At 63.3% G+C, this 16,616-nt stretch carries 15 protein-coding genes; 5 read left to right on the forward strand and 10 right to left on the reverse strand.

What is annotated here, in order from left to right; all coding sequences use genetic code 11:
- From lpdA to DM806_RS24395, 7 genes are all read right to left on the reverse strand, one after another.
- Positions 1-1,112: dihydrolipoyl dehydrogenase (gene lpdA / locus DM806_RS24365; protein ID WP_179042389.1), on the reverse strand; the 1,112-nt coding region annotated here is incomplete at its 3' end.
- Positions 1,113-1,163: 51 nt separating this feature from the next.
- Positions 1,164-2,324, reverse strand: coding sequence for an acetyl-CoA C-acetyltransferase (locus tag DM806_RS24370; protein ID WP_179045741.1), 1,161 nt, complete (start codon positions 2,322-2,324; stop codon positions 1,164-1,166).
- A gap of 2 nt (positions 2,325-2,326) precedes the next feature.
- Positions 2,327-2,467, reverse strand: coding sequence for a hypothetical protein (locus tag DM806_RS24375; RefSeq protein ID WP_256869477.1), 141 nt, complete (start codon positions 2,465-2,467; stop codon positions 2,327-2,329).
- Positions 2,467-3,228: an SDR family NAD(P)-dependent oxidoreductase gene (locus DM806_RS24380; RefSeq protein ID WP_179045742.1), complete on the reverse strand. Its 762-nt coding sequence runs from the start codon at positions 3,226-3,228 to the stop codon at positions 2,467-2,469. Before DM806_RS24380 ends, DM806_RS24375 begins: the two co-directional genes overlap by 1 nt.
- 2 nt (positions 3,229-3,230) lie before the next feature.
- A complete protein-coding gene (locus DM806_RS24385; RefSeq protein ID WP_372859750.1) occupies positions 3,231-4,124 on the reverse strand; it encodes an enoyl-CoA hydratase in 894 nt (297 codons plus the stop codon).
- Between the two features lie 4 nt (positions 4,125-4,128).
- Entirely contained in the window at positions 4,129-4,953 is an 825-nt protein-coding gene (locus tag DM806_RS24390) for an SDR family oxidoreductase (RefSeq protein WP_179045744.1), read from the reverse strand.
- Between the two features lie 13 nt (positions 4,954-4,966).
- Positions 4,967-6,553, reverse strand: coding sequence for a long-chain-fatty-acid--CoA ligase (locus tag DM806_RS24395; RefSeq protein ID WP_179045745.1), 1,587 nt, complete (start codon positions 6,551-6,553; stop codon positions 4,967-4,969).
- A 143-nt stretch (positions 6,554-6,696) separates the two neighbouring features.
- On the opposite strand from DM806_RS24395, the gene DM806_RS24400 reads away from it, so the two are divergent.
- Positions 6,697-7,650, forward strand: coding sequence for an aldo/keto reductase (locus DM806_RS24400; protein ID WP_179045746.1), 954 nt, complete (start codon positions 6,697-6,699; stop codon positions 7,648-7,650).
- Here DM806_RS24400 and DM806_RS24405 read toward each other — a convergent pair.
- Complete coding sequence (locus DM806_RS24405) at positions 7,633-8,436, reverse strand: sugar phosphate isomerase/epimerase family protein (RefSeq protein ID WP_179045747.1); 804 nt, start codon at positions 8,434-8,436, stop codon at positions 7,633-7,635. The genes DM806_RS24400 and DM806_RS24405 overlap by 18 nt on opposite strands.
- A gap of 99 nt (positions 8,437-8,535) precedes the next feature.
- Here DM806_RS24405 and DM806_RS24410 point away from each other — a divergent pair, with 99 nt between their 5' ends.
- Positions 8,536-10,155, forward strand: coding sequence for a GMC family oxidoreductase (locus DM806_RS24410; RefSeq protein ID WP_179045748.1), 1,620 nt, complete (start codon positions 8,536-8,538; stop codon positions 10,153-10,155).
- Between the two features lie 71 nt (positions 10,156-10,226).
- Here DM806_RS24410 and DM806_RS24415 read toward each other — a convergent pair whose 3' ends face one another.
- Positions 10,227-10,985 carry an SDR family NAD(P)-dependent oxidoreductase gene (locus DM806_RS24415; RefSeq protein WP_179045749.1) on the reverse strand — a complete coding sequence of 253 codons (759 nt, stop codon included), beginning with the start codon at positions 10,983-10,985 and terminating at the stop codon, positions 10,227-10,229.
- Between the two features lie 169 nt (positions 10,986-11,154).
- Between DM806_RS24415 and DM806_RS24420 the strand changes: the two genes are divergently transcribed.
- From DM806_RS24420 to DM806_RS24430, 3 genes are read left to right on the forward strand one after another with little or no spacing between them, the layout of a single operon-like run.
- Positions 11,155-12,138, forward strand: coding sequence for an NAD(P)H-quinone oxidoreductase (locus DM806_RS24420; RefSeq protein ID WP_179045750.1), 984 nt, complete (start codon positions 11,155-11,157; stop codon positions 12,136-12,138).
- A 23-nt stretch (positions 12,139-12,161) separates the two neighbouring features.
- Positions 12,162-12,917 (forward strand): TetR/AcrR family transcriptional regulator, encoded by a 756-nt coding sequence (locus DM806_RS24425; RefSeq protein ID WP_179045751.1) that lies wholly within the window; start codon positions 12,162-12,164, stop codon positions 12,915-12,917.
- A gap of 16 nt (positions 12,918-12,933) precedes the next feature.
- Complete coding sequence (locus DM806_RS24430; RefSeq protein WP_179045752.1) at positions 12,934-13,320, forward strand: Rieske (2Fe-2S) protein; 387 nt, start codon at positions 12,934-12,936, stop codon at positions 13,318-13,320.
- Positions 13,321-13,423: 103 nt separating this feature from the next.
- Here DM806_RS24430 and DM806_RS24435 read toward each other — a convergent pair whose 3' ends face one another.
- Complete coding sequence (locus DM806_RS24435; protein WP_179045753.1) at positions 13,424-16,255, reverse strand: TonB-dependent receptor plug domain-containing protein; 2,832 nt, start codon at positions 16,253-16,255, stop codon at positions 13,424-13,426.
- Positions 16,256-16,616: the final 361 nt, after the last annotated feature.

Raw genomic sequence — 16,616 nt, forward strand, 5'->3', positions numbered from 1 at the left:
TTGGCTTCGGTCAGGCCGACGCTGGCGATCTGCGGATGGCAATAGGTGCAGCCCGGAATGTTGCGCACATCCATGGCGTGCGGATGCACATCCTTGTTGCCCAGCGCCTGCGCGATCGTCTCGGCGACGATCACGCCCTCATGGCTCGCCTTGTGCGCCAGCCATGGCGGCGCGGTGACATCGCCGATCGCCCACATGCCGTCGACATTGGTGCGGCCATAGGCGTCGGTCTTGATGTGATAGCGCTGATCCGGCTCGATGCCGACATCTTCCAGACCCAGATTCTCGACATTGGGGACAATGCCGATGGCGACGATCACATGGCTATATTCGACCGTGACGTCCTTGCCGTCCTTGCCCTTGATCGTGGCGGTCACGCCCTTGTCGCTCGCGGCGATCTTTTCGATCTTCGCACCGGTCATGACGGTCATGCCCTGCTTCTTCACCGCCTTTTCGAGGAAGGCGGAAACGTCCGCATCCTCGACCGGGACGATGCGGTCCATCATCTCGACCACGGTCACGTCAGCGCCCATGTCGTTGTAGAAGCTGGCGAATTCGATACCGATCGCGCCCGAACCGACAACCAGCAGCTTCGTCGGCATTTCCGGCGGCGTCATGGCATGGCGATAGGTCCACACCCGCTTGCCATCCGCCTTCAGGTTCGGCAGGTCGCGAGCGCGGGCGCCGGTCGCGATGATGATATGCTTGGCGGTCAGTTCCTCGGTCTTGCCGTCCTTGGTGACGCTGAGCTTGCCCTTCGCCACCAGCTTGCCGTCGCCCATGTGGACGCTGATCTTGTTCTTCTTCATCAGGTGCGTGACGCCCTGATTGAGCTGCTTGGCGACGCCGCGCGAGCGCTTCACCACCGCCTCGATATCGGCGCTGATCTTCTCGGCGGCCAGGCCATAGTCGCCCGCATGCTGCATATAGTGGAAGATTTCCGCAGACCGCAGCAGCGCCTTGGTCGGGATGCAGCCCCAGTTAAGGCAGATGCCGCCCAGATTCTCGCGCTCCACGATCGCGGTCTTCAGACCCAGTTGGGCTGCGCGGATCGCGGCCACATAACCGCCAGGGCCGGAGCCCAGAACGATGACATCGTAATTCTCAGCCATGGATGCTCACATTCTCTTAGTTAATCGGATCGGTCGGGCGCGAAGCTTCGCTTAAAGCGCTTCCACGATCGTGACATTGGCGATGCCGCCGCCCTCGCACATGGTCTGAAGCCCATAGCGCTTGCCCTGCGCGCGCAGCGAATGAACCAGCGTCGTCATCAGCTTCGTGCCTGTAGCGCCCAGCGGATGGCCCAGCGCGATCGCGCCGCCATACATGTTCAGCTTTTGCGGGTCCGCACCGGTCGCCTTCAACCAAGCCATAGGGATAGAGGCGAACGCCTCATTCACCTCGAACAAGTCGATATCTTCCAGCTTCAGCCCCGACCGCTCAAAGGCGCGACGGGTAGCGGGGATCGGTTCCTCCAGCATGATGACCGGATCACCTGCCGTCACGGTCAGGTTCACGATCCGCGCGATCGGGGTCAGATTGTGACGCTTCAGTGCGGCCTCATTGGCAACCAGCACGCCCGACGCACCGTCGGTCATCTGGCTGGCATTGCCCGCCGTGATCGTCCCGCCTTCCATCAACGTCTTCAGCCCGGCCAGCCCCTCCATAGTCCCATCAGGCCGCACGCCTTCATCCTGCACGACGCTGCCGTCGGCGGTCGCGAACGGTACGATCTCCCGCGCGAAAGCGCCCGCTGCAATCGCTGCCGCCGCCTTGCGATGGCTCTCCAGCGCATAGGCGTCCATATCCTCGCGGGTGAAACCATATTTGTCCGCTATCGCCTGTGCGCCATGAAATTGGCTGAATTCCTTGACGCCATAGCGCTGCTGAATGCTGTGCGGCCATGGCCCCTCGCCCATTCCAGCCTTCGCATGCAGCGTGTAGTTCGATCCCATCGGCACGCGCGTCATACTTTCCGCGCCCGCTGCGATGATCAAATCCTGCGTGCCGGACATCACCGCCTGCGCGGCGAAATGCAACGCCTGCTGCGACGATCCGCACTGCCGATCGATGGTGACGGCGGGTACGCAGTCGGGCAGGGACGAAGCCAGCACGACATTGCGACCGAAGGCGAAGGATTGTTCGCCGCCTTGCGTTACGCAGCCCAGGATCAGGTCATCGATCGCAGCCGGATCCACGCCCGACCGGGCTATCAGCGCATTGACCACCGCCGCGCCGAGATCGGCGGGATGGACGCCAGCGAACGCACCCTTGCGCTTGCCGCCCGCCGTGCGCGCGGCTTCCACGATATAGGCCTCTGCCATGGTCATGTGCTCCTGAAATTGGCGGGACGCCTGGCGAGCAGCGCGCTCAGTCCCTCTTCACTTTCCTTGTTGACACCGGCAGCGACCATCGACCGCAATTCCCGGTCGAGTTGCACCTCCAGCCCATGGTCGAAGCCGTCCATCAGCGCGGCGCCATGCGGATGGCGCCATCCAAACGGATCACTTCACCATTCAGCATCGGATTGCGGATGATGGATTCGACCAGCTGGGCATATTCCTCCGGGCGGCCAAGGCGGCTGGGATGGGGCACCTGCGCGCCGAGCGCATCCTGTACATTCTGGGGGAAGGCCGCCAGCATGGGAGTCAGGAAGATGCCCGGCGCGATCGTCATCACGCGGATCTTGTGCTGGGCCAGATCGCGGGCAATCGGCAGGGTCATGCCGACCACGCCGCCCTTGGACGCCGCATAGGCCGCTTGTCCGATTTGCCCGTCATAGGCCGCGACCGATGCCGTGTTGATGATGACGCCGCGCTCCCCGTCGACCTCTTCGGCCGCGGCTAGGCGGGACGAGAATTTGGCGATCATGTTGAAGCTGCCGATCAGGTTGACCGTCACCGTTTTGGCGAAGACATCCAGCGAATGCGGTATATTTGCTTTGCCCACCGTCTTCACCGCAGGCGCAATGCCCGCGCAGTTCACCAGGATGCGCGCCACGCCATGCGCCGCCTCGGCAGCATCCAACCCTGCCGCGACGCTAGCGTCGTCCGCCACATTCACATTGACATACATGCCGCCCAACTCAGCGGCGGTGGCGCGTCCGGCCTCTTCATTCAGGTCGAAGATCGCGACCTTCGCCCCCTGCCCCGCCAGCCATGCCGCCGTGGCCCTGCCAAGACCCGATGAAGCGCCGGTTACAATCGCGGCTGCACCCTTGATATCCATGTCTATCCTTTTGCCTCGGTTGAGCGTTCATTTGGCAAGGGATGCTCTTTCCCCCCGGCCGCCATCGATCGCGCGTCCTGTCCGCCGATCGCGCTGCCCGTCGTCATCCGGGCATGGGCGTGAGCGAGGTGGTGGAGGTTGAACGCCGCGTCGGTGGCCACACGCTTGCCCATCGCATCCTCCGCCTGATTCAGCGCCTGCTTGGCGAGCGTCAGTCCGAAGGCGGGAAGGGCAGCCAACCGTTCGGCGATGGCGCCCGCCTCCGCCTCCAGCGCGTCGCGTTCGACCACGCGGTTCACCATGCCCAATGCATAGGCCCGCTCGGCAGGCATGCGGTCGCCCAGAAACAGAAATTCGCGCGCGGCGCGCGGGTGCATTTCAAATGCGTGGGCGAAATATTCGACGCCGGGTATCCCCATGCGCAGCACAGGGTCGGAAAAGAAGGCGTCGCGCGACGCGATGATAAGGTCGCACACCCAGGCCAGCATCAGCCCTCCGGCGATGCAGGCGCCATGAACGGCGGCGATCGTCGGCTTGGGAATGTCGCGCCAGCGGCGGCAAAGCCCGAGATAGAGTTCCTGTTCGCGCACATAGGTCGATGCGGCGCCATCCAGTTCGCTATGATCGCCCCATAGCGAATGACGCGCCGCCGCTGGCAAATCCGCGTCGCGGCCCGGCGTGCCGATATCATGGCCGGAGGAAAAATGCTTGCCTTTGCCGGTCAGGACGATCGCGCGCACCTGCGGGTCGTCGACGGCCCGCGCAAAGGCGGCATCGAGGGCGTAGAGCATCTGCCCATTCTGCGAATTGGCGAAGTCAGGCCGGTTGAGCATGATCCACGCCGTCGCATCGCGCCGTTCGTAAAGTATAGGTTCGTCGGTTTCGTAAGTCGCCACGCCTTCAGCCCTCCTGCTTTTCCCAAGGCCGCGGACGCGGCTTGCCGGTGGCGGCGATGACGGCGGCATCGACCTCCGCGCTGGTGGGATTGCCGCGCAGGGTCAGTCCGCCATTCACCTGAAGATTCTGCCCGCTCATGAAACAGCCATCGCTCGCCAGCCAGGCGACGGCGTCGGCGATGTCGTCCGCCGTACCCGCGCGGCCCAGCGGATAGTGTTTTTCATAGGTTTCCCAGACCCCCGGCACCAGCTTCGCTCCCGCGCCCATCGGCGTGGCGGTAATGCCCGGCGAGATCGAATTGGCGCGGATACCCTGCGCGCCATATTCATTGGCAATGCAGCGCACGACATGATCGATGCCCGCCTTGGTCCCCATATAGGCCGTGTGATTGTCCAGCATGATGGTAGCCGTGGCGGAGCTGATCTGAATAAGCGAACTGCCCCGCCGCATCAGCGGCAGCATAGCCTGAAAGAACTGAAACGGGCCGATGAACTGAAGATCCGTCATCCGCCGCAATTCGGCATCGGTGGTAAGCGCGAACGGCTTGAGCAACCCCCAGCCCGTCGCGTTGACGACGATATCCAGCCCATCCGCCTGCGCTCGCACCGTCTCTGCCAGCGCCGCCAGCGATGGCTGACTGGTGATGTCGCAGCTCGCGGCGACCCCGCCGACCTCCTGCGCGAACCGTTCCAGTTCCGCCGCGTCGCGGCCCACCACGATCATGCGCGCGCCCTCATCGGCCAGACGGCGGGCAATGACCTGCGCCATATTGTCGCGCGTGCCTGCGCCGATGATAAGGCCGGTCTTGCCGATCAAACTCTGGGCCATGTCTGCTTTCCTTTCATGCCACGGACCGGTCATGCCCCGTCCAATAGGGCGCGCGCAATTCCCGTTTCAGCACTTTGCCCGATGCATTGCGCGGCAGCGCATCGATGAAGTCGACCGTCTTGGGCACCTTGTAGCCTGCGATGGTGCGCCGCGCCCAGGCGCGGATCGCCTCCCCATCGGCGATTGCGCCATCGGTGAGAACCACAACCGCCTTCACGGCCTCTCCCCAAAGCGGATCGGGTACGCCGATCACCGCGACGTCGGCGACGTCGGCATGATCGCGGATCGCATTCTCCACCTCGACAGGAAAGACATTCTCGCCCCCGCTCACGATCATGTCCTTGATCCGGTCGCGCAAATGGAGATAGCCGTCTTCGTCAAGATAGCCCGCATCGCCCGACCGAAAATAACCCTGCGCGTCAAAGGCTTCCGCCGTGGCTTCGGGCAAGTTCCAATAGCCGGTCATGGCGGTCGGCGATCGGATCACCACCTCGCCGCTCTCCCCACGGCCAAGGCGACGCCCGTCGGGATCGACGATGGCGATCTCCACCCCGTCCAGCGCCCGCCCGGCCGAGGTCATCCGGGAATTGCCATTCACCTCATGATCTTCCGGCGGCAGGACCGATATGGTGCCGCACATTTCGGTCATGCCATATTGCTGCACGAAACCGCAGCGGAATATGTCCATCGCCTCGCGCAGGACATCGAGCGGCATGGGCGAAGCGCCGTAGACGATGGTACGGATACGGCCGTAGTCCACCTGCCGCACACGCGGATGCCGCATGACGAGTTGCAGGGCGGAGGGCACGGTGAACAGCTTGCTGAGGCCCTGATGCTCGATGGCGTCGAGCACCAGATCAGCGCTGAATTCCTCCGCCACCAGCCCGGTCGCGCCCGCGCATAGCGTCTGAAGGCCAAAGCCCGTGCCCCCGATATGGAATTGCGGCATGACGATCAGGCTGACATCGTCCTGCGTCCAGCGGTTCCATTCGGGCTGCGCTGCTTCGGGCAGGGACCGAAAGACCAGCAGGGCGCGCTGGCTGAGCAACGCGCCCTTGGGGCGACCCGTCGTGCCCGACGTGTATATCTGAACCGCGATCGCTTCGGGATCGCGCGCCTGCTCCACCGCAATCCCGCCGCCGGACGCCCGCCAGTCCGCATAAGCGGTGGCCGGATCGTCGCCATCCACGATCACGACCGGCGGACGGAGCGGCAAGCTTTGCGCCAGTTGCGTTATATCCTGCGCATGGTCCGGCGTGACGAAGATGATGCGGCAGTCGGCATCTTCCAATAGCCAGGCGGCTTCCTGGGCGGCGAGCCGCCAGTTGACCGGGACCAGCGTTACGCCCGCCCACGCCGCGCCGAGCAGCAGTTCATAATAAACATCGCTGTTCTTGCCGAAATAGGCGATGCGATCGCCCGCCGCGCACTCCGAAGTTTTCAGCGCGCCCGCAACGTCCCGGGCATGGCGCGCCAGATCGGCATAGCCTGTTTCCCGTCCGCGAAACCGCAGCGCGGCCTTGGTCCCGTGACGCGATGCCTGTGCCTCTATCATGTCCGCAAGGGATGTGAAGCGCGGCCGGACCAAATCGCTCGCCATGTCAGTCAAGACCATCCTCTCATCACAATTACGCAACGCGTCTTCATTTCACCTTATCGACAAAGGGGATGGCGCGCCAGAGCGATTCATGCTTCAAGGCATAAAAATAATACTCGTTATATATTGATGGAGGATCATCAGTCATGACCGGCAATCCCGCATGGACCCCCGGCCAACGGCCAGCCTTGCCCCTGATGCTGGGCGGCAATGTCTTCGGCTGGACCGCCGGCCGCGCCGCCAGCTTCGCCGTGCTGGATCGGTTCGCGGATGCGGGCGGCACGTTGATCGACACGGCGGACTATTATGCCGCCTGGGCGCCCGGCAACAGCGGCGGCGAATCGGAACGCATGATCGGCGAGTGGCTGACGGCGACGGGCCGGCGCAACGCCATGACGATCGCCACCAAAGTAGGCCTGCTGAAAGGGGCAGCGGGCAACGGCCTGACCCCGGCGCGCATAGTCGAAGCCTGCGACGAATCCCTGCGGCGCCTGCAGACCGACGTCATCGACATCTACTTCGCCCATATCGACGACCCGGCCACGCCGCTGGAGGATTCGCTCGCCGCCTTCGACGCGCTGGTACAGCAGGGCAAGGTCCGCATGCTCGGCGCGTCGAATTTCACCGCGGAACGGCTGGCCGAAGCATTGCAGATCGCCGATGCGAACGGGTTCCACCGGTTCCAGATGATCCAGCCCAAATATAATCTCGCCGTGCGCGACAGCTATGAAGGGCCGCTGGAACAGCTGGCGCTGGCGGAGGGGCTGGCGGTGGTGCCCTTTTACGGCCTTGGCGGCGGCTATCTGACGGGGAAATACCGCACGGCCGCCGACATCATGGGCACGCCGCGCGAGATGTGGCTGCGCCCCTATATGGAGGGCGACGGCCCCGCGATCCTCCAGATCATGGACGCCATCGCCGCCGAAACCGGCCTCAGCCTGCCCGATATCGCCATGGCCTGGGTACGCGGCAAGCCGGGCATATTGGCTCCCATCGCCAGCGCGACGAGCGCGGACCAGATGGAGGCCCTGATCGCGGGTACGCGGGTCGGCCTGACCGCCGATCAGATGCAGGCGCTCGATTCAGCCGTCCCGGCCTGAACGCCGGGCGAACCACGCCTCCGTCCGTTCCCGCAGATGCCGGGCGCGCTCCGTCGGGTCGGGAAAGGCCTCACGCAGCGTCTTCGACCGCAATTCGATACTGAGCGGCAGGTCCGCGGGCCAGCCGCGCAGCAAGGCATCGAGCGGCAAAACACCCTCGCCCGGCAACAGCCGACCGTCCAGCGCCTCCGCCCTGATCGCGGCGATGTCGGTCGGGTCGGGCACATCCGGGCCGGCATCGCAAAACTGGGCATAGCGCAGCAGCGTCCCCGGTATGGCCGCCGCATCCGAAGCGGTCCCGCCCGATCGCGACAGGTGCAGAGGATCGACCAGCACATGACCGTTGGGCCGGTTGGCCACGCCCACGACCGCCTGTGCATCGGCTAGGCGATGCACTGCGGTAAAAAGGCCAAATTCAAGCGCCACCGGCACCCCGGCCGGTGCAGCGCGATCGCATAAGGCCCCAAACTTTTCAGCCGTGGCCTGACGATCCGGATCGGAACTTACCGCTAGTAAATTGCACGCGCCTAGCGCCGCAGCGACATCGACCAGATCAAGCAACGCGGGATCGGGTTCACCCGGCCGAATCCACAGCACCTCCGCATCCAACAGGATGAGATCCAGTTCGGCGATCCGCGCCTTCAATGCCCCGATCCGCTCGCCCGTCCAGTCCTGTCCATCGATGCGCAGCCCAACAGCCGCAAAGCCAGCCGCCGCGCCAGCCTCCACCACCTCTTCAGGTGATTGATCCGGCAGCACGCCAGCGGCCAGAGACAATATCCGCATACCTTCCTTCTCCTTCCTACCAGAGCCTCGAAATACGGTTGCACAAAAGAATATCGTGTTATACTTTTTTATGCAATTGAGGATCGGGAGAGAAATGCGGTGACGGAAAGCTGGGACTATATCATCGTGGGCGCGGGCTCCTCCGGCTGCGTGCTGGCCGAACGGCTGTCCGCCAACGGTTGTCACAGCGTGCTGGTGCTGGAGGCGGGCGGCAATGACGACAGCCCGTTGATCCACATGCCCAAGGGGATCGGCAAGGTCGCCGCCAAACCCCGCTACGCTTGGCATTATCAGGTGGATCAGCGCCGCCTGCCCGATGTCCCCTCGACCGAAAGCTGGGTGCGCGGCAAGGGACTGGGCGGCTCCTCCTCCATCAACGGCATGATCTATGTGCGCGGCCAGCCGGAGGATTATGAGACATGGGCGCGGCGCGGCGCCACCGGCTGGGGCTGGGACACGATGAAACGCGCCTTTCAGGCGATCGAGGATCATGAGTTGGGCGCGGGCGACGGCCGGGGCGTGGGCGGCCCGCTGCACATCAGCAGCGGCGCCTATCGCTATCCACTAGCCGAAGCGATGATCCGCGCGGGCGAACAGATGGGCCTTGCCCGCAAGGAAGATCTGAACGGCGAGGATCTGGAAGGCATCGGCTATTATTCCCACAATATCAGGAATGGCCGACGGCAGAGCGCGGCGCTGGTGTTCCTGAAACCCGCCAGCCGACGCCCCAACGTCAGGGTCGTGACGGGCGCGCAGGTCGACCGCATCCGCTTCGACGGAAAACGGGCGATCGGGGTGGAGGCACAGGTCAATGGCCGTCCGACATTCTTCGCCGCGACGGGCGAGGTGATCCTGTCCGCGGGCGCCGTCGTGTCCCCGCTGATCCTGCAACGATCAGGCGTGGGCGCGGGCGGACGGCTGGCTTCGCTGGGCATCGACGTGATCGCCGACAGCCCGGCGGTCGGCCATCGCCTGCTTGAGCATCTGGGCATTTCGCTGCCCCACCGCCTGCGTGGCGTCCCGGGCAACAATCGCGAATTCAGGGGACTGCGGCTGGTCGGCAACGTGCTGCGCTATTATCTGACGCATAAGGGACCGATGGCGACCGGTCCCTATGAGATCGGCGCCTTCGTGCGCAGCCATGCCGACGCGCCGCGCCCGGACCTTCAGCTATTCTGGAGCGCCTTCACCTTCAAGCGGGTGACGAACGCCAATGCGCCGGTCCAGCTTGCGGCGGTCGAGGACGAGCCGGGGATGACGCTCTACGGTCAGCTAGTGGGCCTGACGTCGCAGGGATCGGTCGAAATCAGCAGCGCCGATCCCGCCGCCCCGCCAGTCATCCGCCCCAACTGGCTGACCACGCCGGAGGATGTAAAGACCGGCATCGCGTCCATCCGCTATATGCGCCGCATCCTGCAACAGGGGGCCATCGCGCCCTATGTCGGGGACGAATTGCTGCCCGGCCGCGCCTACGAAACGGACGCCGAGATCGAGAAGGCGCTTCGGCTGTACGGCCGCTGCGGCACCCATGCGGTCGGCACCTGCGCAATGGGTGACTCGCCCGATGCCGTGCTGGACGCAGAGTTGCGGGTTCGCGGTGTCGAGGGGGTTCGGGTGGTCGATTGCTCTTCCATGCCCGGCCTCATTTCCGGCAACACCAACGGTCCGGCCATGGCGCTAGGCTGGCATGCGGGCGAAGTGATCCAGCGCGGCCGCTGACCCGCCGCGCCAACGAAAAAGGCGCCCCACGATGAAGCGGGGCGCCTTGTCATGCGTTCAAAACAGGACGGTCAGAACTGGACGCGCTTGGTGTAGCCGCCATCCACCACCAGATTGGCACCGGTCGTGTGCGACGAGGCCGGGCTGGCCAGAAACACGATGCTGCGCGCCACTTCCTCCGCCGTGCCGAAGCGACCAGCGACCATCTTTGCCGCCGTCGCATCATAAAGCTCGGGACGGGCCGCCTTGATCTTTTCCCAGTTACCGCCGGGGAAGGAAATCGGCCCAGGCGACACGGTGTTGACGCGAATGCCCTTCGGCCCCAGCGCCTGCGACTGCTGTTTGGCATAGGTGATGAGCGCGGCCTTCAGCGCGTTGAAGGCATTGGCCGACAGGAAGGTTTCCAGCGCAGCGGTGGATGACATCAGCACGACCGACGCATCGGCGGACTTCTCCAGATAGGGTTCCAACGCCTCGAACCCGGCCACGGCGCCCATGATATCCAGCTGTAGCGTGACGTTCCAGTCGCCCCCTGCCCCAGCGCCCGATGCGCTGACATTATGGACGAAGATGTCGACCCCGCCCAACTGCTGCGCCGCCTTGTCCAGCCAGCCCTTATAGGCTTCGATATCGTCCAGGGTGAAGGCCTCGCCAAACACCTTGCCGCCATGCTGTTCCAGCACCGCCACCGTTTCGGCCACCTGCCCGGCATCGCGGGAGAAGAAAGCGACATCGCAGCCTTCCTGCGCGAACAATTCCAGCGCAGCCCGCCCCAGCCCCCGGCTGCCGCCGGTCAGGATCACTTTTTTGCCCTTCAGACCAAGGTCCATTGCATCCACTCCATCCTGCTGCGCCCAACGGCGCAATTTCCGCATCTGGAATAGGCGACCCGCCTGCCAGCGTCAACAAACTATATCGCGTAATATATTTGGAACATATGCAATTGCAGAGGAACACGCGTGATATTATGATCGCCGAAAATCATCGAATGGAGCTTTCATGACCGACCTCATGCGTGCAATCGGCGTCCGCGGCGGCACTGGCCCGGCCAGCGCGCTTTTCGTGGAGCAGCTTGCCCGTCCGATCCCCGCTGCCGGGGAGATATTGATCCGCGTCGTGGCCGCCGGGGTCAACCGGCCCGACATCTCGCAGCGGGAGGGCAATTATCCGCCGCCGCCGGGCGCGTCCCCGATCATCGGGCTGGAAGTCGCGGGCGAGGTCGCCGCGCTGGGCGAAGGCGCCAGGCGCTGGTCGGTCGGCGACCGGGTGACGGCGCTGCTGCCTGGGGGCGGCTATGCGGGCTATGCGGTGGTCGATGCGCGCCACGCCTTGCCTATTCCCGACAGCATCGGTTTCGAACAGGCAGCCGGATTGCCGGAAACCGTCTTCACCGTCTGGGCCAACCTGTTCGAACGGGGCCGGCTGATCGCGGGCGAAACCGCGCTGATCCATGGCGGCAACAGTGGCATCGGCGTCACCGCGATCCAGATGGCAAAAGCGGCGGGCGCGCGCGTCATCGCCACCTGCAGGGGGCGGGAGAAGGCCGAAAAGGCGAAGCAGGTCGGCGCGGACATCGCCATCGACGTGCGCGAACAGGATTTCGTCGCCATCGTGACGGACGCCGGGGGTGCCGACGTGGTGCTGGACATTGCCGGCGGCGCTTATTTCGAAGGCAATATCGCCGCGCTCAAGCCCGATGGCCGACTGGCGCAGATCGCGCTGCTGGATGGCGGCAAGGTAGCGTTGGACCTGATGCCCCTGCTATTCAAGCGGCTGACCATCACCGGGTCGACGCTGCGCGCGCGGCCCGCCGACGAGAAGGCGCGCCTGACCCGGGCGATCGAGGAGACTGTCTGGCCCTGGGTCGCATCGGGCCAGCTATGCCCGCCGATCAACCGTGTCTTCCCCCTGGAAAATGTGCAGGACGCGCACGAATATCTGGAAAATGGCAATCAGTTCGGCAAGGTAGTATTGGCATTGTAGCGCGCGCATGCATATGGTTATGAATGAGACAGGCCAGGACGTTGAACGAAGAGATATTAGCACCCCATCCGGAAAAGCAGCTCGTCTATTCGAGCAGCATGATCCATGAACGGCGTCAGCGCATTCTGCATGAAACGCGCAAGATGATCGTCGAGGACGGGATCGACAAGTTCAGCATCCGAACCCTCTGCCGCCGCGCCGATGTCGCGCAGCGCACGCTTTATAATGCTTTTCACAGCAAGGACCGGCTGATCGCGCTGGCCATCCGCGAAACCTATGAGGGCGTGAACAGCTATATCCGCTATCGCACATCGGCGGACACGATAGAGGGCATTGTGGACCGCCTGATTTCGGTCAACCGGCGCAACCTGAAGGCGCGCAACTATACGCAGGCGGTCACGTCCATCTATTTTTCGCCCAACACCAGCAAGGATGTATGGAACGCCTTGCGCGACATGGTTTTCCTCAATCTGCGCCAGTGGCTGGATCGCGTCGCTGCGGACGGGGAATTGCAGCCTTGGGTAAGGCTGGAGGAAGTGGGCGGCAGCTTCGCCAATATCGAATATGCGGCGATCAATGATTGGGCCTGCGGGCGGATCGCGGATGAGGCCTATTTGCGGCATCTGATCACGGCCATGCTGTCGCTGGCGTCGGGTGTCACCCGAGGCGACACACAGGCGAAGGCGAACCAAATGCTGGAGGAGATCGCCCGCACGGGCGAATTGCCGGAATTTCCCAAGCCCGTGCTCAGCCCGCCGGAGGTCAGCGACGCCGGATGAGGCGCCCCCTGTTTCGATGGCCGTAATCGTGGACGGAACGGATGGGGATGCCGACGGCTTCGTGCCGCTGATCCAGGAAGATGCGCTGGGGCTGGATCGGATCCGCGCCTTTACCGTGCGTGACTGGCCAATCATCGTGGTCCGCTCCGCCATTGGCGTCCGCGCCCTGCTCAATCGGTGCAGCCACGCTGCGGCGCCGCTTGAGAATGGCAGGATCCGTCGCGATACCATCATCTGCCCGCTGCACGGCGCGCAATTCGACCTTTCGACCGGCGCCTGTCGATCGACCGGCAGCGGCTATCTGCCGGTCCGAACATTTCCTGTGCGTATCGGGAACGGCATCATCGCCGTGCAGGTGCCGGATGGGCCGCCAGCGGTCGATGACCTACCGATCCGGCCCTGAACAAAGCTCTGCCCCCCAAAAAAAGCCCGCCGCCCATGGAGCGGAAGGCAGGGAGAGAGGAAGATTTTGGCAGGCGGCCTATCCCGGCCGCCTGCCTGAAAGTTCAGAATTCGAAGCGGAAGCCCGCCCGGATCGTCGTGCCAATCACGTCATAGAGGAAGGGATTGGTGCCCGAAGCCTGGGTATTGGCCGCATCAAGCTGCGTCACGATCGGCGGATCGGTGTTCATCAGATTGTCGACCGCCAGGAAAAACTCGCTCTTGGGCGCGAGCGAACTGGTCTTGATACCAACGTAGGCGTCGAGATAGACGATCGTGGGAACCGTGCGCTTGTCGATGACGGTCGGCCCCCAATTATCGTCGAAGACCGCTGAACCGATCAGGCGTCCACGCAGCTGCGCGGTGAAGGCGCTGCTGTCATAGGTCGCCGTCGCCGTCCCGCGCCAGTGCGGCACGCCTTCCGCCGCGCCGACATTGTTGCTGACCTCGCCCGCCCGCGTGATGACCGAGGTGGGCAGCACGATGTCGAGCTTATCGACATAGTTGGCCAGTACGCGCAGGTCCAGCGTCCCGTCGGCAACGGGCAGCGTGTAGGACACCTCTATATCGATGCCGCGCGCGCGTTCCTGCAACGCATTGAAGGGCTGGAGGCGGATGCCGGTGATCGTATTGGCGCTGTTGCGGGTGATCGCCGTGCAGAATTGCAGGTCGCCAGCCGCACAGCGATCGACGATGAACTGCGCTGAATTAGTGGCGATCGCTTCCTTGATCTTGATGTCATAATAGTCGACCGACGCACGGAAACCAGGCAGGAAGGACGGGCGCAGCACAATGCCGCCCGTCAGCGTATCGGCATTTTCAGGCGTCAGGCCCGGATTGCCGCTGACCGTGGCAAAAGCGCGAACGGGCGTATTGCCATTCGATGTGTCGTTCACCAGCGTATTGGTCACAGCGCCGGTCTGGAACAGTTCCTGGAGATTGGGCGCCCGAATGTCGCGAGAGCGCGTTACGCGGAGTTCTACCCCGTCGATCGGCTCATAACGGAAACCGGCCTTCCAGGTCTTGACCGATCCGCTGACGCTATAGTCGGTCAGACGACCAGCGACGTTAAGGTCGAGCGAACGGCCGATGGCGCTGTCCTTAAGCACAGGTATGCCCAGTTCGCCATAGAGTTCCTTGACGTTGATCTTGCCATCGAACGCCTTGAAGTTGCCGGCCCAAAAACCCGTGCGCTGGGAAATCGGATCGGCCGTCGCATGCGCCTTTTCCTCACGATATTCCGCGCCTGCCGCGAAGCTGACCGGGCCGGCCGGCAATTGGAACAGATCACCGGCGATATTGGCTGTAGCCACCTGCTGCTCATAGCGGATGTCCTGCGATGAGACGCCGATCACATTGTTGAGTACGGCCTGGCTCAGCGCCGCCGATCCGAACGGATTCATCGGCACGCAGCCATTAGTCGGATCGGTCAACGTCGAACGGCAGATCGGTTGCGATGGATTGGCTGGATTGGCGACCGCATCGGTCGCCAGATTATACTGGTCCGGGCGCGGCATGCCGGTTGCGCGGATCTTCGAATCCACCCGGCCATATTGGTAGGAAAGGCCCCATTTCCAATCATTGCCGAAGCTGCCGTCGACGCCAATCAGCCCGCGATAGTTTTTGCGGCTGTTGCCGACGCCGATCACGCCCATCTTCGTGTTCTGAATGTTGAGGCGGAGCGGGTTGGCGGCAGTCCCCAGGCCAGCGGCGGCCATTGCGTCACGTACCTGGGTAGGCAGATAGAAATTGTCGATCAGGATCGGCGTGAAGGAAGCGCCGCTACGGCCATAATTGGCGCCGCGGGTATGCGCCTTCGATGTCGCGAACGACCCTTCGGCATAGAAGCTGATGTCGTCGGTCAGATCATAGGATGTACGCGCATAGATCGACTTCTGAGTCGTGGGAATACTCGATTGGGTCAACGGAGCCTGATCATACAGACGGTCGAATACCGCCTTGTCACCGAAATAATAGGTTCCGCCGCCTGCAACGCCCGTCAACGGGAAATTGGTGCCGGCCAGATTGCCGGCGGCGTCGAAATAATAGCCCGCCAGCGGGCCGCTGGGCACCAGACCGGTCTCATTGAGGAATTGGGCAGACCAGGGTGCGGCGAGAAAGGTCGTCTGGCCGGGCTGGCCTGCCAGCGGGTTGTTGACGGTCTTGTAGGCCTTGAACCATTTGCGGCTGCCATAAGTGGCCGAACCGTTGCGGGTATATTGACCGCTGACGATGAAATGACCCTTGCCGTCCGCAAAGGCCGTGCCATAGCTTAGCGCCCCCGTCAGGTTGCTGGCGTCGCCCTCGGTCGAGATACCGGACTGAAAATTGCCCTTCAGCCCTTCATATTTGGTGTCGAGGACGAAGTTGACCACACCAGCGACAGCATCCGAACCCCAGGCGGCCGACGCGCCGCCGGTGACGATATCGACTCGCTTGACCAGCGCATTGGGCAGGGTATTGACGTCCACGGCGCCCGTCAGCGTCGTCGGCGTTACCCGCTTGCCATTCATCAGCACCAGCGTGCGCGAAACGCCCAGATTGCGCAGGTTCAGCAGGTTCGCGCCAGCCAAACCGTTGCCGATCAGCGCCTTGTTCGTGCGCGGCGTGTTGCTGCCCGAAAGCGCGGGCATCTGGTTGACGAAATCCGAAATGGTCGCCGGAGCTGCACGTTCAATCTGCTGGGCGGTGACGACACTGACCGGAGTCGGCGCATCGAATCCGGCGTTCTGAAGGCGCGTGCCCGTGACCACGATGTCCTGTGACGAAGGCTGTTCGCTTGCGCCCTGCGCCGGGCCTTCCTGTGCATCCTGTGCGGCCGCCGTCATCGGCTGCCACAGGACCAGCGCCATCAGCGATACGGCACACATGGACTGAGCGCGATTGATCCTTACCATTCGATCCTCCCCAAAATGGTGGGCACGATTTTTACATTCGATAACCCGTGTCATTTTCTTACGCTTTATCGATCGTTCCGGCAAGTGGGATTTGAGATTATAATGCGTGAGATATTTTTAAAGACTCTTCACCCGAATCATTTTCCGAAATGCGCACCTCTCGGCCGACGATCTCCCCCGAACGCAACAGCCATCATAAAGCAATTTGGATAAGGCTGTCGGCAAGCAGCCGCCCTTAACGCCAACGTTCCCGAACAGCATTTCCCCCAACCCCAGACTTGATCATCGGCTTCGAGATATCGATGCCGTGTTGCGCAAAATAGAAAGCCGTCTGCCCTCTCAAGACCCCATATCCCGACGA

The sequence above is a fragment of the Sphingobium lactosutens genome, assembly GCF_013393185.1.
GTDB lineage: Bacteria > Pseudomonadota > Alphaproteobacteria > Sphingomonadales > Sphingomonadaceae > Sphingobium > Sphingobium lactosutens_A.

Coding starts and splice junctions, on each gene's coding strand:
- DM806_RS24425 (WP_179045751.1), top strand. CDS start 12,162: ATGAGACAGGCCAGGACGTTGAACGAAGAGATATTAGCACCCCATCCG.
- DM806_RS24390 (WP_179045744.1), bottom strand. CDS start 4,953: ATGGCCCAGAGTTTGATCGGCAAGACCGGCCTTATCATCGGCGCAGGC.
- DM806_RS24370 (WP_179045741.1), bottom strand. CDS start 2,324: ATGGCAGAGGCCTATATCGTGGAAGCCGCGCGCACGGCGGGCGGCAAG.
- DM806_RS24375 (WP_256869477.1), bottom strand. CDS start 2,467: ATGGACGGCTTCGACCATGGGCTGGAGGTGCAACTCGACCGGGAATTG.
- DM806_RS24400 (WP_179045746.1), top strand. CDS start 6,697: ATGACCGGCAATCCCGCATGGACCCCCGGCCAACGGCCAGCCTTGCCC.
- DM806_RS24415 (WP_179045749.1), bottom strand. CDS start 10,985: ATGGACCTTGGTCTGAAGGGCAAAAAAGTGATCCTGACCGGCGGCAGC.
- DM806_RS24430 (WP_179045752.1), top strand. CDS start 12,934: ATGGCCGTAATCGTGGACGGAACGGATGGGGATGCCGACGGCTTCGTG.
- DM806_RS24405 (WP_179045747.1), bottom strand. CDS start 8,436: ATGCGGATATTGTCTCTGGCCGCTGGCGTGCTGCCGGATCAATCACCT.
- DM806_RS24420 (WP_179045750.1), top strand. CDS start 11,155: ATGACCGACCTCATGCGTGCAATCGGCGTCCGCGGCGGCACTGGCCCG.
- DM806_RS24395 (WP_179045745.1), bottom strand. CDS start 6,553: ATGGCGAGCGATTTGGTCCGGCCGCGCTTCACATCCCTTGCGGACATG.
- DM806_RS24435 (WP_179045753.1), bottom strand. CDS start 16,255: ATGGTAAGGATCAATCGCGCTCAGTCCATGTGTGCCGTATCGCTGATG.
- DM806_RS24380 (WP_179045742.1), bottom strand. CDS start 3,228: ATGGATATCAAGGGTGCAGCCGCGATTGTAACCGGCGCTTCATCGGGT.